This window comes from Salipiger sp. ABF4_146, from assembly GCF_056161345.1.
In genome coordinates this window covers 266,408-287,667 of record NZ_JBSWYX010000001.1, presented here as the reverse complement: position 1 = coordinate 287,667, position 21,260 = coordinate 266,408, and the positions used below count along the sequence as shown (strand labels likewise).

The 21,260-nt window shown below is 65.5% G+C and carries 18 protein-coding genes; 11 read left to right on the top strand and 7 right to left on the bottom strand.

The features are described 5' to 3' along the window. Position 1 precedes the first annotated feature (1 nt). The 4 genes from ACXAJT_RS01440 (at position 2) to uvrA (ending at position 7,010) form a co-directional block, all read left to right on the top strand. Positions 2 to 1,141, top strand: coding sequence for a carbohydrate ABC transporter permease (locus ACXAJT_RS01440; RefSeq protein WP_475232208.1), 1,140 nt, complete (start codon positions 2 to 4; stop codon positions 1,139 to 1,141). Positions 1,142 to 1,156: 15 nt separating this feature from the next. Further along, entirely contained in the window at positions 1,157 to 2,803 is a 1,647-nt protein-coding gene (locus tag ACXAJT_RS01435) for an alpha-amylase family glycosyl hydrolase (RefSeq protein WP_475232206.1), read from the top strand. A 36-nt stretch (positions 2,804 to 2,839) separates the two neighbouring features. Next, entirely contained in the window at positions 2,840 to 3,931 is a 1,092-nt protein-coding gene (locus ACXAJT_RS01430; protein WP_475232203.1) for an ABC transporter ATP-binding protein, read from the top strand. A 187-nt stretch (positions 3,932 to 4,118) separates the two neighbouring features. Then, the gene (gene uvrA / locus ACXAJT_RS01425) at positions 4,119 to 7,010 is read left to right on the top strand and encodes an excinuclease ABC subunit UvrA (RefSeq protein ID WP_475232201.1); all 2,892 of its coding nucleotides are present in this window, start codon (positions 4,119 to 4,121) and stop codon (positions 7,008 to 7,010) included. A gap of 142 nt (positions 7,011 to 7,152) precedes the next feature. Here the strand turns inward: uvrA and ACXAJT_RS01420 are convergent, their stop codons facing one another. Continuing rightward, positions 7,153 to 7,530, bottom strand: coding sequence for an excinuclease ABC subunit A (locus ACXAJT_RS01420; protein WP_475232199.1), 378 nt, complete (start codon positions 7,528 to 7,530; stop codon positions 7,153 to 7,155). Positions 7,531 to 7,633: 103 nt separating this feature from the next. Beyond that, positions 7,634 to 8,434: an enoyl-CoA hydratase gene (locus ACXAJT_RS01415; RefSeq protein WP_475232196.1), complete on the bottom strand. Its 801-nt coding sequence runs from the start codon at positions 8,432 to 8,434 to the stop codon at positions 7,634 to 7,636. Between the two features lie 54 nt (positions 8,435 to 8,488). On the opposite strand from ACXAJT_RS01415, the gene ACXAJT_RS01410 reads away from it, so the two are divergent. Beyond that, positions 8,489 to 8,911, top strand: coding sequence for a PaaI family thioesterase (locus tag ACXAJT_RS01410; protein ID WP_475232194.1), 423 nt, complete (start codon positions 8,489 to 8,491; stop codon positions 8,909 to 8,911). A gap of 3 nt (positions 8,912 to 8,914) precedes the next feature. Here ACXAJT_RS01410 and ACXAJT_RS01405 read toward each other — a convergent pair whose 3' ends face one another. After that, positions 8,915 to 9,967: an Ldh family oxidoreductase gene (locus ACXAJT_RS01405; RefSeq protein ID WP_475232191.1), complete on the bottom strand. Its 1,053-nt coding sequence runs from the start codon at positions 9,965 to 9,967 to the stop codon at positions 8,915 to 8,917. A 268-nt stretch (positions 9,968 to 10,235) separates the two neighbouring features. On the opposite strand from ACXAJT_RS01405, the gene ACXAJT_RS01400 reads away from it, so the two are divergent. The 4 genes from ACXAJT_RS01400 (at position 10,236) to ACXAJT_RS01385 (ending at position 14,809) form a co-directional block, all read left to right on the top strand. Further along, positions 10,236 to 10,766, top strand: a complete 531-nt coding sequence (locus ACXAJT_RS01400; RefSeq protein WP_475232189.1) for a CoxG family protein — start codon at positions 10,236 to 10,238, stop codon at positions 10,764 to 10,766. Positions 10,767 to 10,824: 58 nt separating this feature from the next. Next, the gene (locus tag ACXAJT_RS01395; RefSeq protein ID WP_475232187.1) at positions 10,825 to 11,310 is read left to right on the top strand and encodes a (2Fe-2S)-binding protein; all 486 of its coding nucleotides are present in this window, start codon (positions 10,825 to 10,827) and stop codon (positions 11,308 to 11,310) included. Positions 11,311 to 11,539: 229 nt separating this feature from the next. Next, a complete protein-coding gene (locus tag ACXAJT_RS01390) occupies positions 11,540 to 13,900 on the top strand; it encodes a xanthine dehydrogenase family protein molybdopterin-binding subunit (protein ID WP_475232185.1) in 2,361 nt (786 codons plus the stop codon). Between the two features lie 123 nt (positions 13,901 to 14,023). After that, the gene (locus tag ACXAJT_RS01385) at positions 14,024 to 14,809 is read left to right on the top strand and encodes an FAD binding domain-containing protein (RefSeq protein WP_475232182.1); all 786 of its coding nucleotides are present in this window, start codon (positions 14,024 to 14,026) and stop codon (positions 14,807 to 14,809) included. Between the two features lie 95 nt (positions 14,810 to 14,904). On the opposite strand, the gene ACXAJT_RS01380 is transcribed toward ACXAJT_RS01385, so the two are convergent. The 4 genes from ACXAJT_RS01380 to ACXAJT_RS01365 all read right to left on the bottom strand — a co-directional run bounded on the left by ACXAJT_RS01380 (position 14,905) and on the right by ACXAJT_RS01365 (position 19,059). Further along, a complete protein-coding gene (locus ACXAJT_RS01380) occupies positions 14,905 to 16,350 on the bottom strand; it encodes a cobyric acid synthase (protein ID WP_475232179.1) in 1,446 nt (481 codons plus the stop codon). Between the two features lie 172 nt (positions 16,351 to 16,522). After that, positions 16,523 to 17,140, bottom strand: a complete 618-nt coding sequence (locus tag ACXAJT_RS01375) for a YitT family protein (RefSeq protein ID WP_475232177.1) — start codon at positions 17,138 to 17,140, stop codon at positions 16,523 to 16,525. Positions 17,141 to 17,248: 108 nt separating this feature from the next. Further along, complete coding sequence (locus ACXAJT_RS01370) at positions 17,249 to 17,686, bottom strand: hypothetical protein (RefSeq protein WP_475232175.1); 438 nt, start codon at positions 17,684 to 17,686, stop codon at positions 17,249 to 17,251. A gap of 155 nt (positions 17,687 to 17,841) precedes the next feature. Beyond that, complete coding sequence (locus tag ACXAJT_RS01365) at positions 17,842 to 19,059, bottom strand: NADP-dependent isocitrate dehydrogenase (protein WP_475232173.1); 1,218 nt, start codon at positions 19,057 to 19,059, stop codon at positions 17,842 to 17,844. Between the two features lie 71 nt (positions 19,060 to 19,130). Between ACXAJT_RS01365 and ACXAJT_RS01360 the strand changes: the two genes are divergently transcribed. Together ACXAJT_RS01360 and ACXAJT_RS01355 are read left to right on the top strand one after the other, a co-directional pair. Further along, a complete protein-coding gene (locus ACXAJT_RS01360; RefSeq protein WP_475232170.1) occupies positions 19,131 to 19,568 on the top strand; it encodes a hypothetical protein in 438 nt (145 codons plus the stop codon). Beyond that, the gene (locus tag ACXAJT_RS01355) at positions 19,565 to 21,151 is read left to right on the top strand and encodes a methyl-accepting chemotaxis protein (protein WP_475232168.1); all 1,587 of its coding nucleotides are present in this window, start codon (positions 19,565 to 19,567) and stop codon (positions 21,149 to 21,151) included. The genes ACXAJT_RS01360 and ACXAJT_RS01355 overlap by 4 nt, the downstream gene beginning before the upstream one ends. Positions 21,152 to 21,260: the final 109 nt, after the last annotated feature.

The following is a 21,260-nucleotide window of genomic DNA, read 5'->3' as shown; positions in this document are numbered from 1 at the left end:
GATGGACAATATCGCAGGGCACAAATCCCACCTGACATGGGCGGTGCATATCTCGGTGGCGCTGCTGGTGGCACTGTGGTTGTTCCCGACGGTCGGTCTGCTGGTGTCGTCGTTCCGCACCGCCGAGCAGATCAGCAACTCGGGCTGGTGGTCGGCCTTCTCTGCCCAGAAGGGCCAGCTTCCGGCGATCCGCATCGAGGGCGAGGAGGCGCAGGACGGCGATCTTTATGTCATTGACGGCAATCTCTTCGGCACCGCCGAAACCACGCTGTCGGCGTGGGGCACCTCGTCGCGCGAACCCGAGGCCTATGAGCCGGGCGCGACGGTCGATCTTGACGATGACTGGCAACTGACCGTGGCGCAATCGGGCGACTTCCGTCTCAGCGCGCCGCAGAGTTTTGAGGGAGAGCGTCTGCCGCGGGTGTTCAGCACCGCCACCACGCCGCCGGAGTTCACGCTGGAGAACTACAGCAACGTTCTGTTCGGCACCACGGCGGGCGCGGGCGTGGGGCAGGCGTTCCTCAACACGCTGACGGTGTCGATCCCGGCGACGGTGATCCCGATCCTTGTGGCCGCCTTTGCCGCCTATGCGCTGGCGTGGATGGAATTTCCCGGTCGGGCGCTGCTGGTGGCGGCGGTGGTGGCGCTGCTGGTGGTGCCGCTGCAGCTTGCGCTGATCCCCCTGCTGCAGCTGCACAACAATATCGGCATCGGCAAGGGCTATCTGGGCGTCTGGCTGGCACACACCGGCTTTGGCCTGCCGCTCGCCATCTACCTGCTGCGCAACTACATGGTCGGCCTGCCCAAAGACATCATCGAGAACGCCCGCGTCGACGGTGCCTCGGACTTCCAGATCTTCACCAAGATCGTGCTGCCGCTGTCGTTCCCGGCGCTGGCCAGCTTCGCCATCTTCCAGTTCCTCTGGACGTGGAACGACCTGCTGGTGGCCTTGGTCTTTCTCGGCACCGACGACGACCGGCTGGTGCTGACCGCGCGGCTGGTCAACCTCATGGGCTCGCGCGGCGGGCAATGGGAAATTCTTGCCACATCGGCCTTCGTGTCGATCGTGGTGCCGCTGCTCGTGTTCTTCGCGATGCAGAAATATCTGGTGCGCGGCCTGCTGGCCGGCTCCGTCAAGTGATCGAAAGTCCATGGTATGAGCAAGACGACAAACCTTCCCGTGCCCTCGACCGAAGACCGCGACTGGTGGCGCGGCGCGGTGATCTATCAGGTCTACCCGCGCAGCTTTCAGGACAGTAACGGCGACGGCATCGGCGATCTTCTCGGCATCTCGCGGCGCTTGCCGCATATTGCCTCGATGGGGGTGGATGCGGTGTGGATCTCGCCCTTCTTCCGCTCGCCGATGAAGGACTTCGGCTATGACGTCAGCGATTATTGCGACGTCGACCCGATGTTCGGCAGCCTTGCGGATTTCGACACGCTGATCGAGACGGCGCATCAGCTTGGCCTGAAGGTGCTGATCGATCTGGTGATGTCGCACAGTTCCGACCAGCACCCTTGGTTCGAGGAAAGCCGCAGTTCCAAGGACAACCCGCGCGCCAACTGGTACGTCTGGGCCGACGCCAAGCCCGACGGCACGCCGCCCAACAACTGGCTGTCGATCTTCGGCGGCTCGGCGTGGCAATGGGATACCGTGCGCTGCCAGTATTACCTGCACAACTTCCTGACCTCGCAGCCCGACCTCAACTTCCACGAGCCGGACGTGCAGAAGGCGCTGCTTGAGACCGCACAGTTCTGGCTGGATCGCGGGGTCAATGGCTTCCGCCTCGATACGGTGAATTTCTACACCCATGACGCCGAGTTGCGCGACAACCCGCCGCTGCCACCCGAGCGCCGGAACCCGATCACCGCGCCGGCGGTGAACCCCTACACGTGGCAAGAGCACCTCTACGACAAGACCCAGCCCGAGAACCTCGAGTTTCTCGCCAAGCTGCGCAAGCTGATGGACCGCTACAACGCCGCCGCCGTGGGCGAGATCGGCGAGGACCTGCGCGGGCTGGAGGTTCTGGGCGAATACACCTCGGGCAACGCGCACCTGCAGATGTCCTATGCCTTCGAGCTGCTTTCCGACAAGCCGCCGTCTGCGGCCTACGTGAAGGATGTTATGGACAAGGTCCACGAGGTGGCCAGCGATGGCTGGGCCTGCTGGGCGTTCTCCAACCACGACGTGGTGCGCCATGTCACCCGCTGGGGCATTGGCGACGGCGGCGCGCGCGCCTACAACACGCTGATGATGTGCCTGCGCGGCTCGGCCTGCATCTATCAGGGCGAGGAACTGGCGCTGCCCGAGGCGGTGCTGGCGTTCGAGGATCTGCAGGATCCCTACGGCATCCGCTTCTGGCCCGCGTTCAAGGGGCGCGACGGCTGCCGCACGCCGATGGTCTGGGAGCCGAACGCGCACCACGGCGGCTTTTCCGAGGGCCAGCCATGGCTGCCGGTGAGCCATGAGCACCTGCGGATGACGGTCGCCGACCAAGAGCGCGACCCGGCGGCAATCCTGCACCATTACCGCCGCGCCATCGCCTTCCGGCACGCCCACTCGGCGCTGCGCAAGGGAGAGATCACCGACCTGAAAGCGCAGGGCCACGTGCTCAGCTTCCACCGGGTCGACGAGAAAGAAGAGCTGTTCTGCGCGTTCAACATCGGCCGCGATCCGGCGGCGATCGACGCTCCGGCGGGAAACTGGCAGCAGGTGGGGGTCGAACTGGGGTCAACCGGCACGGCACCCGACGGCAAGTTTCATCTCGGGCCGTGGCAGCCCGCGCTGGCGTTGCGGATGTGATCGGCAGGCAATGAGAACAAGGCGGGAGCGGAAACCATGGCGGATCTGAAACTGGCCGGTGTCGGCAAGACCTACGGCGGCACCGTTGAGGTGCTGAAGGACATCGACCTCGACATCAAGGCGGGCGAGCTCATCGTCTTCGTCGGCCCCTCGGGCTGCGGTAAGTCCACGCTGCTGCGGATGATCGCGGGGCTGGAAAGGATCACCGCCGGCACGCTGGAAATCGACGGGCAGCTGGTCAACGACGTGCCCCCCGCGCAGCGCGGCATCGCCATGGTGTTCCAAAGCTACGCGCTTTATCCGCACATGACGGTGCGCGACAACATGTCCTTCGCCTTGCAGATCGCTAAGAAGAGCAAGGAGGAAATCGCCGCGTCAGTGGAGCGCGCCGCCAAAATGCTGCAGCTTGAACCCTATCTCGACCGGCTGCCCAAGGCGCTGTCGGGCGGCCAGCGCCAGCGTGTCGCCATCGGCCGTGCCATCGTGCGCGACCCCAAGGTCTATCTCTTCGACGAGCCGCTCTCGAACCTCGACGCGGCGCTGCGCGTGGCCACGCGGATCGAGATCGCGCAACTCAAGGAGGCCATGCCCGACCGCACGATGATTTACGTCACCCACGATCAGGTCGAGGCGATGACGCTGGCCGACCGCATCGTGGTGCTGGCCAACAAGGGCGTCGCGCAGGTCGGCTCGCCGCTGGAGCTCTACGAGACGCCCAACAGCGAGTTCGTGGCGCAGTTCATCGGCTCGCCAGCGATGAACATGCTGGCCGGAGAGGTGACCGCGACAGGCGCGCGCACCACCGTCGCGCTGCAGGGCGGCGGCACCGTCATCTCCGAGGTGCCGACGACCGAGGCGGACAGAGGGGCGAAGGTGAACGTCGGCATCCGCCCCGAGGATTTCACCATCGCCGAGGGCGAGGCGAGCTTTCACGGCAAGGTCGCGCTGACCGAGGCGCTCGGCGAGGTGACGCTGCTGCATTTCGAGCCCACCGAAGGCGCCAAGGAGCCGGTGATCGCCAAGCTTCCGGGCATCCATCAGGGCCTGCGCGGCAATGACGTCGGGCTGACGGCGGCCTCTGACAAGGTGCATCTCTTCGCCGAGGGCATCTCTCTGCGCTACCGCTAAGCACTGCAGACTGCGGCAAGGGCTTTTGCAACTCTCCGAGAAGAGAGTTGCTTCCGCGCGCCGCGCCGGTGCTCTAAAGTGAAAAGCGACAGGCGTCCCGCCTCTGTTCTGCAAAAGTTCTCTTTCGGCCATTGCGATCCGGGGCGTTTCCCCTATGTGTAGGGGCGTTCCTTTCCCGAGGGTCTTCATGCCAGAGCTCAAGCAGATCGAAGTTCGCGGCGCGCGCGAGCACAACCTCAAGAACATCGACGTGGATATCCCGCGCGACGAGCTGGTGGTCATCACCGGTCTGTCGGGCTCGGGCAAGTCCTCGTTGGCCTTCGACACGATCTACGCCGAGGGCCAACGCCGCTATGTCGAGAGCCTGTCGGCCTATGCGCGGCAGTTCCTCGACATGATGGAAAAGCCCGATGTCGATCACATCGCGGGCCTGTCGCCGGCGATTTCCATCGAGCAGAAGACCACCTCGAAAAACCCGCGCTCGACCGTCGGCACGGTCACCGAGATCTACGACTATCTGCGCCTGCTTTTTGCCCGCGTCGGCACGCCCTACAGCCCGGCCACCGGCCTGCCCATCGAGGCGCAGCAGGTGCAGGACATGGTCGACCGCGTCATGGCGCTGGAGGAGGGCACCCGCGGCTACCTGCTGGCGCCGATCATCCGCGACCGCAAGGGCGAGTACCGCAAGGAATTCCTCGAGCTGCGCAAGCAGGGCTTTCAGCGAGTGAAGGTGGACGGCGCGTTCTACGAATTGGATGAGCCGCCGACCCTCGACAAGAAGTTCCGCCATGACATCGACGTGGTGGTCGACCGCATCGTCGTGCGCGAGGGGCTGGAAACGCGGCTGGCCGACAGTTTCCGCACCGCGCTCGATCTCGCCTCCGGCATCGCCGTGCTGGAAACCGCGCCGCGCGACGGCGAGGGCGATCCCGAGCGGATCACCTTCTCGGAGAACTTCTCCTGCCCGGTCAGCGGCTTCACCATCTCCGAGATCGAACCGCGCCTGTTCTCCTTCAACGCGCCTGTCGGTGCCTGCCCGGACTGCGACGGCCTTGGGGTGGAGCTGTTCTTCGACGAGAACCTCGTGGTGCCCGACATCACGCTGAAGGTCGCCGACGGCGCCATCGCGCCGTGGCGCAAAGGCAAATCGCCGTATTTCCTGCAGACCATCGAGTCGATCGCCAAGCATTACGGCTTTGACAAGAATGCCCGCTGGAAGGACCTGCCGAAGAAGGTGCAGGACGTGTTCCTCTACGGGTCGGGCAAGGAAGAGATCCCGTTCCGCTACGACGAGGGCGGCCGCGTCTATCAGGTGAGCCGCGCCTTCGAGGGCGTCATCCCCAACATGCAGCGCCGCTACCGCGAGACCGACAGCGCCTGGGTGCGCGAGGAGTTCGAGCGCTATCAGAACAATCGCCCCTGCGGCAGCTGCGGCGGCTATCGCCTGCGCCCCGAGGCGCTGGCAGTGAAGATCGGCGATGGCAAGGCTGGACAGGACAATTTGCTGCACATCGGCCATGTGGTCGAGAAATCGATCCGCGAAGCGCATGAGTGGATCGAGACCGTCCCCGCCGCGCTCTCGGGCCAGAAGAACGAGATCGCCCGCGCCATCCTGAAAGAGATCCGCGAGCGGCTTGGTTTTCTGAACAACGTCGGCCTCGACTATCTGACCATGTCGCGCGCCGCCGGCACGCTGTCGGGCGGTGAAAGCCAGCGCATCCGGCTGGCCTCGCAGATCGGCTCGGGGCTGACCGGCGTGCTCTACGTGCTCGACGAGCCGTCGATCGGCCTGCACCAGCGCGACAACGACCGGCTCATCGGCACGCTGAAATCGCTGCGCGATCAGGGCAACACGGTGATCGTGGTCGAGCATGACGAGGATATGATCCGTCAGGCCGATTACGTCTTTGACATCGGCCCCGGTGCCGGGGTGCACGGCGGCAATGTGGTCAGCCACGGCACGCCGCCGATGATCGCCGACGATGCCGCCAGCCTCACCGGCCAGTATCTTGCAGGCACGCGCGAGATCGCCGTGCCGACGGAACGGCGCAAGGGCAACGGCAAGACGCTCAAGGTGGTCAAGGCCACCGGCAACAACCTCAAGGGCATCGACGCCGAATTTCCGCTGGGCAAATTCGTCTGCGTCACCGGCGTGTCGGGCGGCGGCAAGTCGACGCTGACCATCGAAACGCTCTACAAGAACGCCGCCATGCGGCTCAACGGTGCGCGGGAAACGCCGTCGCCCTGCGAGACGATCAAGGGCTTTGAGTATCTCGACAAGGTCATCGACATCGACCAGCGCCCGATCGGCCGCACGCCGCGCTCGAACCCGGCCACCTACACCGGCGCCTTCACCCCGATCCGTGACTGGTTCGCGGGGCTCCCCGAGGCCAAGGCGCGCGGCTACAAGCCGGGCCGCTTCAGCTTCAATGTGAAGGGTGGGCGCTGCGAGGCCTGTCAGGGCGACGGCGTCATCAAGATCGAGATGCACTTTCTGCCGGACGTCTACGTCGAATGCGAGACCTGTAAGGGCCAGCGCTACAACCGCGAGACGCTGGAGATCAAGTTCAAGGGCAAGAGCATCGCCGATGTGCTTGATATGACTGTGGAAGAGGCGCAGAAGTTCTTCCAGTCGGTGCCCTCGATCCGCGAGAAGATGGACGCGCTGATGCGAGTCGGCCTGAGCTATGTGAAGGTCGGCCAGCAGGCGACGACGCTTTCGGGCGGCGAGGCGCAGCGGGTGAAACTGTCGAAGGAACTGGCGAAACGCTCCACCGGGCGCACGCTCTACATCCTCGATGAGCCGACCACCGGCCTGCATTTCGAGGACGTCCGCAAACTGCTGGAAGTGCTGCACGAACTGGTCGAGCAGGGCAATACTGTGGTGGTGATCGAGCACAACCTCGACGTCATCAAGACTGCCGACCACATCATCGACATCGGCCCCGAGGGCGGGGACGGCGGCGGCGAGATCGTCGCGACCGGCACGCCCGAGGACGTGGCCGAGGTTGGGCGCTCGCACACCGGGCATTATCTCAAGCCGATGTTGAAGCCCGGCGGCAAGGTGGCCGCGGAATAAGCCGCGTGGCGCGGCTTCTGCGGCGCGCCAGCGCGTATTTGAAAAGAGAAGAAGGACCGGGCTCGGAAAGGGGCGCCGGTCCTTTCTTCGTCTAGACGGAAATATCCCGGGGGGAAGGGGGGCAGCGCCCCCCTGCGGAGGCTCAGCGCGCGAGTTGCGCGATGCCGCCGATGATGTCGAGCACGGCGCCGGTGTCGGGGTCGACCCGGTAGATATAGTCGTCGACGTTGTAATAGGTGCGGCGTGGATCGAGATCATAGCGGCGCGGATCGTCGAGGCGGACATAGCCGTCGCGGATGCGGTCGCCGCGGTCGAACCGGTGAATGCGGATCTCGCCGCGGTCTCGGTCGCGCTCCCCGTCATGGCGCACAGGGGCCTGCTTCTTGTATTGGCCCGGTGGCATGCAGGCGGCGTTTTTCTTGGCAAGGCCCGGCGGACAGCCCTTGGGGGCGGCTGATGCGGCCATCGGTGTGGTCAGAGCGGCGGCCGACAGGGCCGCGAAAGTGAGGGTACGCAACATAGTGCTCTCCTGAACGTGGTGCGGAGGTATACGCAGAGAACGCGCGGCTCCGCCGCATGAGTTCCAGGTAAGCGCCCGGGATCAGCGGCTTTCCGCCAGCGGCTCACACGCTCCAGTCAGGTTTTCTCTTGTCGAGAAACGCCGCGATGCCCTCGCTGGTGTCGCGTTCGAGCATGTTTTCCACCATCACCTCTCCGGCCAGCGCATAGGCCTGCTCCAGTGGCAGCTCGGCTTGGGCGTAGAAGGCCTCCTTGCCGATCTTCACCGCTTGCGGCAGCTTTGCCGCCACCGTTTCGGCCAGTAATTGCGCGGCGGCGGGCAGGTCTTCGACCGGCACCACGCGGTTGACCAGCCCCATGGCCAGCGCCTCTTCGGCGTCGATGAAACGGCCCGTGGTCAGCATCTCGAACGCCTGCTTGCGGGGCAGGTTGCGGGTCAGCGCCACCATCGGCGTTGCGCAGAAGAGCCCGATGTTGACCCCGTTGACGGCGAAACGCGCATCCTCGGCGGCCACCGCCATGTCGCAACTGGCTACCAGCTGGCAGCCGGCGGCGGCGGCGATGCCATGCACCTGCGCGATCACCGGCTGGGGCAGGAGGGTCAGCCCGGTCATCACCTTGGCGCAGCGGGCGAAGAGATCGGCAAAATAGGCCGCACCCTTGTCTTCGGCCTGACGCGCCGCCTGCATCTCGCGCAGGTCATGCCCGGCGCAGAACACCTTGCCCGCGCCCGAGATCACCACGGCGCGGACAGCGCGATCCTGCGCCAGCGCGTCGATCTGTGCCTGCAGCGCCGCCAGCATCTCGTCCGATAGCGGGTTGAGCCTTTCGGGCGCATTCAGCCGCAAATGCGCGACCGGCCCGGTGTCGTGACGTTCCAGAATTGCCATCTTGTCCTCCTCCATCCTCGCGGGCAGCCTAGCCAGCGAGGGTGCAGGGCGAAAGAGGCGGGAGGTCGCATGACGCTGCAGTTCACCATACCGGAGATGACGGGCTACCTGTCCGAGGTGTTTCCGCAGGTCGAGGGGATGTTCGGCATCGACCGGATGGACGAGGAGATGCTGGTGATGCGGCTGCTGACCGGCGATCAGCATCTGCGCCCCGGCGGCACGGTCTCGGGCCCGTCGATGTTCGCTCTGGCCGATGTGGCGGCCTATGTGGCGACGCTGGCGCGGATCGGGCGGCAGGCGCTGACCGTCACCACCCATTGTTCCATCGATTTCATGCGCAAGCCCGAGGCCGGGTGCGACCTGCTGGCCGAGGCCCGGCTGCTGAAGCTGGGGCGCAGCCTGAGCGTGACCGACGTGCTGCTCTACAGCGAAGGCTCGGGCGATCCGGTCGCCCATGCCTCGCTGACCTACGCCATCCCGCCGCGCCGTTAGCGGTCAGCGCGGCGCGGGGAAGGCCAGCCCGGCCTCGGCGGCGCAGGCACGGATGCGGGTGAGCACTTCGTCGGGCAGGGCGATGCCTTCGGTCTTCGACCGGGTTGCGGCGCTGGCGGCACGGTCGCCGGGGATGCGGACCGGGCGGGCGTGATCGACGGGCCTGCTGGCGCGGCAGGCGGCGTTGAGATGCTCGACCTGCGCGATGAAGGCCTCGCGCCCGCCAAAGGCCTCGGGGTCGATGATCTGCAGAAAGACATTGGCGCCCCAGCGCGTGGGCGCCTCGACCCGGCCATGCCCGGCCAGCGCCTGCGTCAGCATCTCGACCATCAGCCCCATGGCAAACCCCTTATGGCCGTGGTCAACACCGCCCACCGGCAGGATTGATCCCTTGGGCGTCTGGTTGATCACGGTGGGATCGGTGGTCGCGTGGCCCGCACCATCGAGCATCCACGGATGTGCGAACTCGGTGCCGGAATTGATGTGCTCGCGCACTTTCGACAGCGTGGTGATCGAGGCGCAGGTGTCGATGAGCACCGGATGATCGCGGCCCGGATAGCCCACCGCCCAAGGGTTGGGGGTCAGCAGCGGCTCGCAGCCGCCATAGGGCGCCACCCATTCGCCCGAGGGATCAGAGGTGGCGATATAGCACATGTAGCCCTTGTCGGCGGCGATGCGGGTCAGCGCCGAAAGGCAGCCAATGTGGTGGCTGCGTCGGATCGCCATGGCCGCCATGCCGTAGTCGGCGGCGCGCGCCATGCAGGTCTCGAGCGCCTGCGTCATCACCCAATGGCCGGGCAGGTAGTTGCCGTCCCAAAGCAGCGTGACCTTGTTGTCGGCCAGCACCTCATGCGTGCCTTCGGCGCTCATCAGCCCCTTGGCAAGCTCGGGCAGATAGTAGGACACCATCGAGATGCCATGGGTGGTGACGCCGATCTCGTCGGTCTGGATCAGCAGCTCGGCGACGGTGGCGGCTTTGTCGGCGGGCAGGCCGCCGCGTTCCAGCAGGCTGCGGGCAAGGGCGTAGAGGGCGGATCGGTCGAATGTCTGGCTCATGGCGATGTTGTCGTGCGGCGCTTCCGCCGGGTCAACGGTTTTCCCTCGCAAGACCGCTGCGGGTGCCCGCAGGCCACTTTCTCTGCGCCGCGGCGAGGGTTACGCCGGGGCCTGCTGCGAACGGGGGGTTGCGCAGCGCCGCCATCGGCGCAATCCTCTGCGCCTGAAAGGCACGCGCGCGCGCACTGCGCCGCGCCTCAGCCGATGGTCTAATAGGCGCCCCGGCACGGGCTGGTAAGCTGGGCGCACCCGAAGAAGGATTTGAGCCATGCAGATGAACGATTCCCGCGTGATCAAGGCCCCGCGTGAGGTGGTCTGGGCGGCGATCCTGAGCCCCGAGGTGCTGAAGGAATGCGTGCCGGGCTGCACCGAGCTAAGCGGCACGCCCGAAGACGGGTACGAGGCCACTGTGGTGCAGAAGGTCGGCCCGGTGAAGGCGACCTTCAAGGGCACCGTGACCCTGTCGAACATGAACGAGCCGGAGAGCCTGACACTGTCGGGCGAGGGCAAGGGCGGCGCCGCGGGCTTTGCCAAGGGCGGCGCTGACGTCAGCTTCAAGCAGGTCGATGAGGGCACCGAGCTGACCTATCACGTCGACGCCAAGGTCGGCGGCAAGCTGGCGCAGCTGGGCAGCCGGATCATCGATGGTTTCGCCAAGAAGATGGCCGACCAGTTCTTCACCAACCTGCAGGACGCGGTCGAAGGGCCGGCCGATCCCGACGCGGCCCCCGAAGCCGAGGGCGACGCTGCGGAAGAGGGCAAGAAGAAAGGCTGGTTCAAACGGATGGTCTCGGGCTGACGCCCGTGCCAGAGTGACGCCAACCGACAACCGAACAGTCATCCCAGGGAGGGTACGTATGACCAAGGTAACGATGACGGTGAACGGCAAATCCGTCAGCAAGGAGGTCAGGGGCAATATGCTGATGACCGAGTTCCTGCGCGACGAGCTGCACCTGACGGGCACCCATGTGGGCTGCGACACCTCGCAGTGCGGCGCCTGCACGATCCACGTCGACGGCGAGAACGTGAAGGGCTGCACCATCTTCGCCGCCGAATGCGACGGCGCAGAGGTCGGCACGATCGAAGGGCAGGCGAATGCCGACGGGTCTCTGAACGTGATCCAGCAGGCGTTTCAGGACCACCACGGCCTGCAGTGCGGCTTTTGCACGCCGGGCATGGTGATGGCCGCCGCCTCGCTGCTGAAGGAAAACCCCAGCCCCACTGAGGCCGAGATCCGGCACTATCTTGAGGGCAACATCTGCCGCTGCACCGGCTATCATAACATCGTCAAGGCGATCATGGCCGCCAGCGGTCAGGACGTGAGCAGCATCGCGGCGGAGTGACGCGGGCGAAATAATACCGGCGGGACGTTTGGAGGCGTTCGGCTGTGAGTATTTTGGGAAAGATGAAAGGCGCTGAGCGGCGCTTTTGACGGACCGGAGGCGGAGGGGAGACCGCCATCGGTGACGGGAGGACCGGCCGAAGCAAAGAGCGCCGGATGGAGAGTTCTAGGCGGGCCGGGCGCGACAGACAGCCCGGGCAGGCCCGCCGGCATATCAGGGAGGAGACCCCATGCCGAAGGATCATGGTATCGGCGCGTCGCAGAAGCGGCGCGAGGACGTGCGCTTTCTGACCGGCGCAGGTCAGTACACCGACGACATCAACACCTACGGGCAGGCTTACTGCCATTTCCTGCGCTCGGACGTGGCGCATGGCAAGATCACCTCGATCGAAACCAGCGCCGCCGAGGCGATGCCCGGCGTGGTGCGCATCTTCAGCGGCAAGGATTTCGAAGGCATCGGCGGGCTGCCCTGCGGCTGGCAGGTGACCGACAAGCACGGCGAGCCGATGAAGGAACCGGCGCACCCGGTGCTGGCGCAGGGCAAGGTGCGGCACGTGGGCGATCCGATCTGCGCGGTGATCGCCGACACGCTGGATCAGGCGCGCGATGCGGCCGAGGCCATCGAGGTAGAGATCGAAGACCTTCCGGCGGTGGTCGACATGAAGGCGGCGCTGGAGAGCGGTTCGGCCAAGGTGCACGACGATCTGGCGGACAACCTCTGCTACGACTGGCAGTTCGGCTCGGATCAGGAGGCGGTGGACCAAGCCTTTGCCGACGCGGCCCATGTCACCACGCTGGAGCTGGTCAACAACCGGCTGGTCGCCAACCCGATGGAGCCGCGCGTGGCGCTTGGCGAGTACAACCGCGCCAATGATGAGAGCACGCTCTACACCACCTCGCAGAACCCGCATGTGATCCGCCTGCTGATGGGCGCCTTCGTGCTGGGCATCCCCGAGCACAAGCTGCGGGTGGTCGCGCCCGACGTGGGCGGCGGTTTCGGCACCAAGATCTTTCATTACGCCGAAGAGGCCTTCGTCACCTTCGCGGCGCGGCAGATCAACCGGCCGGTGAAATGGACCTCGACCCGTTCCGAGGCCTTCATGTCCGACGCCCATGGCCGCGACCACGTGACGAAGATCGAACTGGCGCTGGACGCCGAGAACAACTTCATCGGGCTGCGCACCGACACGCTGGCCAATATGGGGGCGTATCTGTCGACCTTCTCAAGTTCCGTACCCACATGGCTGCACGGCACGCTGATGGCCGGCAACTACAAGACCCCGGCGATTCAGGTGAACGTCAGGGCGGTCTTCACCAACACCGTGCCGGTCGACGCCTACCGCGGCGCGGGTCGGCCCGAGGCGACCTTCCAGCTTGAACGGCTTGTCGACAAGGCGGCGCGGGAACTGGGCGTGGACCCGATCAAGCTACGGCGGCAGAACTTCATCGACAGCTTCCCCTATGCCACCCCGGTGGCGGTGGAATACGACACCGGCGATTACGTCGCGACGATGGACAAGCTGGAAGAGATGATCGACATCCCCGGTTTCGCCGCCCGCCGCGCCGAGAGCGAGAAGGCCGGCAAGCTGCGCGGCCTTGGGGTGAACTGCTACATCGAGGCCTGCGGCATCGCGCCGTCGAACCTCGTGGGCCAGCTTGGTGCGCGCGCCGGACTCTACGATGCCGCGACGGTGCGGGTGAACGCCACCGGCTCGATCTCGGTGATGGTTGGCGCGCACAGCCATGGTCAGGGGCATGAGACCGCCTTCCCGCAGGTGGTGGCCGACATGCTGGGCATCGACGAGAGCATGATCGACATCGTGCATGGCGACACCTCGAAGATCCCCTTCGGTATGGGGACCTATGGCTCGCGCTCCTTGGCGGTCTGCGGCTCGGCCATGGTCCGCGCCACCGAGAAGATCATCAACAAGGCCAAGAAGATCGCGGCTCATCTGATGGAGGCTTCGGAAGGCGATATCGAGCTCAAGGACGGGCAATTCACCGTCGCCGGCACCGACAAGTCGGTCGCCTGGGGCGATGTCACGCTGGCGGCCTATGTGCCGCACAACTACCCGCTCACCGAGATCGAGCCGGGGCTGGAAGAGACCGCCTTTTACGATCCGGCGAACTTCACCTATCCCGCTGGCGCCTATGCCTGCGAGGTGGAGGTCGACCCCGAGACCGGCCGTGTGACCATCGAACGCTTCGCCGCCGCGGACGATTTCGGCAATGTGGTGAACCCGATGATCGTCGAGGGGCAGGTGCACGGCGGTCTGGCGCAGGGCATCGGTCAGGCGCTGCTGGAAGGCTGTGTCTACGACGAAGACGGGCAGCTGCTCTCGGCCAGCTACATGGATTATGCCATGCCGCGGGCTGCCGATGTGCCGTTCTACATGGTCGATCACAGCTGCGCCACGCCCTGCACCCACAACCCGCTTGGGGTGAAGGGCTGCGGCGAGGCCGGGGCCATTGGCTCTCCGCCGGCCGTCGTCAATGCGGTGCTGGATGCGCTGAACACCGCCGGGCACAAGGTGGCGCATATCGATATGCCGCTGTCTCCGCACCGGGTCTGGCAGGCCATGCAGGGCTGACGCTGCGCTTGGCGGAATTTCCCGGCGCAGATGCTTGCATCTCGCGCCGGGGAGAGTGAGTATTTGGCGAAAGATGAAAGGGATAGGGGCAGGGCTCCGCACCCTTTTCGCAGGAGGATGACGATGTACAGCTTCGACGTTGTGAAACCCGGCACGCTGGCCGATGCGCTGGCGGCGCTCGGCGAGGAAGAGGCGCAGGCGCTGGGAGGCGGACAGACGCTGATCCCGTCGCTCAAACAGCGCCTTGCCATGCCTTCGGTTCTGGTGAGCCTTGCGGGCATCGAAGAGATAAAGGGCGTATCCAGCGAGGGCGGCGTGCTGACGGTCGGCGGCGGTGCCACCCATGCCAGCGTGGCGCGCGAGGCCGCGTCGAGCTATCCGGCGCTGGCCGCAATGGCGGGCAATATCGGCGATCCGGCGGTGCGCAACCGCGGCACCGCTGGCGGCAGCCTCGCCAACAACGACCCGGCGGCCTGCTACCCGGCGGCGGCGCTGGCCTCTGGTGCGACCGTTGTGACCAACACGCGCGAGATCGCGGCGGACGACTATTTCCAAGGCATGTTCACCACGGCGCTGGACGAGGGTGAGATCATCACCGCGGTGAAATTCCCGATCCCCGAGAAGGCGGCCTACATCAAGTTCGAGCAGCCCGCCTCGCGCTTTGCGCTGGTCGGGGTCTTCGTGGCGAAGTTCGCCGACGGTGTGCGCGTCGCGGTGACCGGCGCGTCGGAAGAGGGCGTGTTCCGCTGGACCGACGCCGAAACGGCTCTGTCGGGCGATTTCTCAGCCTCGGCGCTGGACGGGCTGGCGGTTCCGGCGGACGGGCTGATGACCGATCTTCATGGGTCGGCGGCCTACCGCGCGCATCTCATTGGCGTTCTGACCAAGCGGGCCGTGGCGCAGGCGTAAGGCGCTTTCGCCGAAGGTTTCAGCGCCCTCCGGGTAATCGGGGGGCGTTCTCTTTTGGGGTCATCTCAGAAATAAGGGCCCGGTTTGCTGCCGCGCTACCGGGCCAGCGCCAAGAGCGCCTCGACGTCGAGATGCCGCTCCATGTGGTCAGCGAGCGCGTCGAGCACGGCGTCCACCTTGGCCTCGAAGCGCAGATCACTGCGCGCCACACCGAGGCCCGCAAGCCAGTGGCTGCGGAAGGCATCGTCGGCGAACAGGCCATGCAGATAGCTGCCAGTGACCCGACCATCCTCGGAGATGGCGCCGTCGAACACCCCCTCGATCTGCGCGAAGGGCCGCGCGCAATCCGCGCCCTCGGTCCGGCCGATGTGGATCTCGTAGCCGTCGAGCGGCAGGCCGCTTTCGGCATGGGTGGCGCGGACATGGGTCAGGCGCTTTTCTGCGGACATCACCGTGTCGACCGCCAGCAGCCCGAGGCCCGCGTCGGTTCCGGCGGGCCCCTCGATCCCGTCCGGGTCGGACACGCTGCGCCCGAGCATCTGGTAGCCGCCACAAATCCCCAGAACATGCCCGCCGCGCCGCGCATGCGCCGCAAGATCCACATCCCAGCCCTGCGCCCGCAGGAAGGCGAGATCGCCACGGGTGGATTTGGTCCCCGGCAGGATCACCAGATCCGTATCGCCCGGGATCGGCTGGCCGGGGCCGAGCATCGACAGCGACACGCCCGGCTCTTGCGCCAGCGGATCGAGGTCGTCGAAATTGGCGATCCGCGACAGCGCGAGACAGACCACCTTGAGGCCGGCGTCGCGCGACCTGCGGGGCAGGTCGAGCGCGTCTTCGGCGGGCAACAGATGCGCATCGCGGAACCATGGCAGCACGCCAAAGCCGGGCCAGCCGGTATGTTCGGCGATCATCCGGTAGCCATCGTCAAACAGGGTCGGATCACCGCGGAACTTGTTGATCAGAAAGCCGCGGACCATCGCGGCATCACCGGCGTCCATGACTGCTTGCGTGCCAACGATTTGCGCGATGACCCCGCCGCGATCGATGTCTCCGGCCAGCACGACCGGCACATCGGCAGCGCGGGCAAAGCCCATGTTGGCGATGTCGCGCGGGCGCAGGTTGATCTCGGCGGGGCTGCCGGCCCCTTCGACCAGCACCAGATCATGCGCCGCTTTCAGCCGCTCGAAACTTTCCAGCACCGCGCGCATCAGCCGTGGCCGCAGTCCGGCGTAGTCGCGCGCCTGCGTGGTGGCGATCCGCTGGCCCTGCAGCACCACCTGCGCGCCGACATCCGTCTCGGGTTTGAGCAGCACCGGGTTCATGTCTGTGCGCGGTACGAGCCCGCAGGCCCGCGCCTGCAGCGCCTGCGCGCGGCCAATCTCGCCACCGTCGGCGGTGACCGCGGCGTTGTTCGACATGTTCTGCGGCTTGAACGGGGCGACGCTGAGCCCCCGGCGGCGCGCGGCGCGGCACAGGCCGGCCACCAGCATCGACTTGCCGACGTTCGAGCCGGTGCCCTGCAGCATCAGCGCGGGCATGTCGCAGCGCCTCTTTGGTTCTCAGAAGGGCCGATATGTCGCGGCGAGACCGGCGTCGCACCGGCGTATTTACAGAACAGTGAAGATGCGCGCATGCGTAGGCCCCGGGGCAAGTCTTTTGCCGTCCTGAGTGCCATCCCCGGGGGCCGGATGCCAGCCCGAATGCCGGGCGTCAGGAGCGCGCGATATAGCGGTCGCGCCGGTGGTTGATGGTGATCAGCGCATTGAGGATGATCGCGCCGACGAGCGACCACAGCACCTGCATCGGCGCAAAGAACAGCGCCGCCAGCGCGAAGACCAGAAGATCGAAGCCAAGCTGGATCCAGCCCGCCTTGATGCCGCGCGTGTCCTGCAGCCACAGCGCGACGATCCCGACGCCGCCAAGGGTGGCGCCGTGGCGGAAGAGCGACAGCAGGCCCAACCCGGCGCAGACCCCGAAAAGCGCGGCGGCCAGCGGCGGCGCGATCTGGATGTCGATCGCCAGCGGCATCAGGTCGACCATGCTCGACATCAGCGCCACGGAAATGAAACTCTTGATGGTGAACCGCCAGCCCAGTTGTTTTACCGCAAGGATGTAGAAGGGGGCGTTGAGCAAGAAGAACAGCAGACCAAAGCGCAGGCCGGTGGGCTCGCCAAGCACGAGAGCCAGACCGGCGATCTGCCCGGTGAACAGGCCAGAGGCGCGCAGGAACTGGATCCCCAGCGCAACGAGCGTGGTGCCGACGAGAATGCCATGGACGTCTTCCCACAGCGTATGGCGATCGGGAGGGGGGCTATCTAAGAGGATCATGGGGCAGCAATGCTGACCTTTGCCGCCGAGGTCAAGGGATGATCGCTGCGCCGCAGCATGGCGCAGGCCAACTGCCCGAAGTTTCAACGCGACTTCGGCAAATGCAGCCTAGAAGTGGCAGTGCTCTTGAACCGCGAGCCGGAACGCCCCCGTGCCCTTGGCATCGGTGCGGGCGATTTCCCGGCCACCCTCGGTGAAGCTCAAAGACGCGGCCTGCTGCAGATTCCCGAGCACCAGAGATGAGGTCATGAGCGTAAAGCTCGCGGCGCGGTCTGCGGCCATGAAGTCCATTGGTTGCCGGTCCGTGCGCCCGTCGGGCAGTTCGATCCACAGCATCACGCTGGGCGGCGGTGCGCCGCGCCACGGATCGAAACTTACCTGCAGGCGGTCCGGACGGCTGCGGGTGCAGAAAAAGGTGATCTTCACGGCACCGGCGTTCTGGCTCATGGCCGCCGAGCCATTGCCTTGACCGAGGGTCCAAGCGGCGTGAACGGGCAGGGCGGGCAGGGTCAGCAGACAGGCGCAAAGAAGGGCACGAAGGGGCATGTAACCTCCAGGGAAAATGGCTTGATGCAATGCGCTGATGGTCGTGCACCATGCCGCCGCGGTCAAATGTTTCCCGTGCCCTGCCGCCTTCACAAACCTCCCAAACAAGAAACGGGCCCGCAGGGCCCGCTTCGGTGGGATCAGTTTGTGGCGTCTCAGGCCGCGGCAAGCGCCTTGTTGAGGTTCTCATCGACCTTTTCGAGAAAGCCCATGGTGGTGAGCCACTTCTGGTCCGGCCCGACAAGCAGCGCGAGGTCCTTGGTCATCCAGCCCGATTCCACGGTCTGCACCACCACCTTCTCCAGCGTTTCGGCGAAGGTCAGCAACTGCGCGTTGGCATCGAGCTTGGCGCGGTGCTTCAGGCCGCCGGTCCAGGCGAAGATCGAGGCGATGGAGTTGGTCGAGGTGGCCTGACCCGCCTGATGCTGGCGATAGTGGCGCGTGACCGTGCCATGCGCCGCCTCGGCCTCGACGATCTTGCCATCCGGTGTCATCAACTGCGAGGTCATCAGGCCGAGCGAGCCGAAGCCCTGCGCCACCGTGTCGGATTGCACGTCGCCATCGTAGTTCTTGCAGGCCCAGACAAAGCCGCCGTTCCATTTCATGGCGCAGGCCACCATGTCGTCGATCAGCCGGTGCTCGTACCAGATTTTCTTTTTCTTGAACTCCGCCTCGAATTCTTCTTCGAACACCTTCTGGAAGAGATCCTTGAAGCGCCCGTCATAGGCCTTGAGGATGGTGTTCTTGGTCGACAGATACACCGGCCAGCCCATCATCAGACCGTAGTTGAACGAGGCGCGGGCGAAGTCGATGATCGAGGCGTCGAGGTTGTACATCGCCTGATAGACACCGGCGGAGGGCGCCTGAAACACCTCTTTCTCGATCACCGTGCCATCTTCGCCGACAAACTTCATCGACAGCGTGCCCGCGCCGGGGAAGTGGAAATCGGTGGCTTTGTACTGATCGCCAAAGGCGTGACGGCCGATGACGATGGGACGGGTCCAGCCGGGCACCAGACGCGGCACATTGCGGCAGATGATCGGCTGGCGGAACACCACGCCGCCGAGGATGTTGCGGATCGTGCCGTTGGGCGAGCGCCACATCTTCTTCAGGCCAAACTCTTCGACCCGCGCCTCGTCGGGCGTGATCGTGGCGCATTTGACCGCGACGCCGATCTCTTTGGTTTTTTCCGCCGCGTCGATGGTGATCTGGTCTTCGGTCCGGTCCCGCTCTTCGATCCCCAGATCATAATAGAGCAGATCGACGTCCAGATAGGGCAGGATCAGTTTCTTCTTGATGAAGTCCCAGATGATCCGGGTCATCTCGTCCCCGTCCATTTCGACGATGGGGTTCTCGACCTTGATCTTCGACATGGGTGTCCCTTTCGATGGCTGAGTCGGCTTCGTTGGATGTAGCGCGTTTCCCCGCGTGAGGGAAGGATGGTATGCAGTCGTATACCGTTATGTCGCGTTTTTCTGGTTTGAGCCGGTTGGAATTAGCGAAATCGCAAACCTTCGCCGTCTATGCAGGCGTTATGGATCAGAAAGTTGAGAATTTGATGAGCGCCTTGCTGCTGGCCTTTGTGCTGGCGGTCTGCCTTCTGGCCAGTGGCTTTGCCGTGTTCGGCGGGCCAGCGGCGGCCGCCCGCGCGGCGGCTTTGGAACCGGGCGGGCCGGTTCTGGTCATCGCGCCGCCATGGGGCCAAGGTGCCGCGGCACTGATCCTCGCGGCGGGGGGGCGGATCGTTGGGCCGGTCACGGCCCCCTTTGGAGCCCTTGGCGGGTTTGATGGCCCGCCGCCGCGGACGCGGCTGATGGCGCTCGGCGCATGGGCGGTACGCGACGCAGCAGCCTTGGCTGCAATCTGTGGGGGGCGGGCATGATCGCCGCATTCACCAAAACGCTGCAGTCCCGGGTGCAGGCACTATCGGAGCGGATGCTGCTGCTGCTTCTCGGCGCGATGCTGCTCCCGGTTCATGCCGTCACCGATCTCTATCTTGATCGGCCAAACATGCCCAGCACGCTGGTCTCTTTGGCCCTGCTGCTCGCGGCGGCGGCCTCGCTCCGGTTTCGCAGCCGTCTCACGGACTATGTCCTCGCGGCCTCGGTCGTCGCCGAAGTGATGGTGCTCACCGCCGCCTATCGGATGCACCCGTGGCAACTCGACACGCACATGCTGTATTTCGTCATGCTCGCCGGCATATCCATCCTCGGCCGCGTCGGTGTGCTGGTCTTCAGCTGCGCTTTGGTCGCGGTGCAGCACCTCGGGCTCGTGCTGCTGATGCCCGCCCTGGTCTTTCCGTCCACCGATCTCGTGGAAAACCTGATGCGGGTGCTGCTGCACGGCGGCATCGTGGTGATGGAAGGGGTCATCCTCAACATGGCCATCCTGCAACGCAACGCCGGTCGCCGGCATCTGGCGGAAAGCGCCGAGCGGCTTGCCGATGAAAGCCACCGCGCGGCAGAGGCCCAGCAGCGCGCCGAAAACGCCGCACGCCAGACGCAGGATATGGCCATGCAGTTCTCCAGCCATTTGCACGCCCTTGCGGAACGCAACCTTGACTGTGCTGTCAACACGCCGATGGAGGGGGCGTTCGAAGACCTGCGCCGGGATTTCAACCGGGCGCTCGGGCAGCTTCAGGGCGCGTTGGGCAGTAGCCGTCGCACCGCCGATGGTGTGGATGAGGAGGCCGGGGCGCTGGAACAGGTCACCGGCGATCTTTCCACTCGCAGCGAGCGGCAGGCGCTGGAACTCAGCGGTGCCGCCAGCGGTATGGCCGAGGTCACCGGCGCGCTGCGCGGCACCGCCCAGCGTGCCGGGGACCTCGCAGAGCAGGCACGCCTTGCACGCGACAGCGCCGAAGAAGGCGGCACGGTCACCCATCGCGCCATTGAGGCGATGCAGTTGATCGAACAAAGCTCCTCCGAGGTCGGAAAAATCATCGACCTGATCGACGACATTTCCTTCCAGACAAACCTTCTAGCGCTGAATGCCGGCGTCGAGGCCGCCCGCGCTGGAGAAAGTGGCAAGGGGTTTGCGGTCGTCGCCTCCGAAGTCCGCCAATTGGCACAGCGCACATCGGAAGCCGCCGCAGGCGTGAAAAAGCTCATCCTCGACAGCGAGGATCAGGTCTCGGAAGGCGCCAAGCTCGTGAACGAAGCGGGCGGGCGACTCTCGACAATCGTGGAGGCGGTCAGCACGGTCAGCAATATGATCGCCGAGATCCGCGACGAGGCGCGCAGCCAGTCGGAACGCCTGTCGACGCTGTCCGAAGCCGTCGCCCGTCTTGACAGTCAGACACAGGAAAGCGCGGCGCTGAGCGAGGAAATGGCCGCAATGGGATTGCGGCTTCGCGGCCACGCAAGGGACCTCGCCCGCGAAATGGCGGGTTTCAAAATGGGCGCTGGGACCGTCTCCGGCGATGAAGAGAAGGCCTGGCCGGATCGCGCACAAGGGCTCGGATGATCAGCGCTTTTGTCGGAACAGCGCGGGAAACTGGCAACCGGAGGCTGCGCGACCGCAAGGCTGCAAACTCCGACCAAGAGAGACCACAAGAGAGGCCACCGGCCCACCA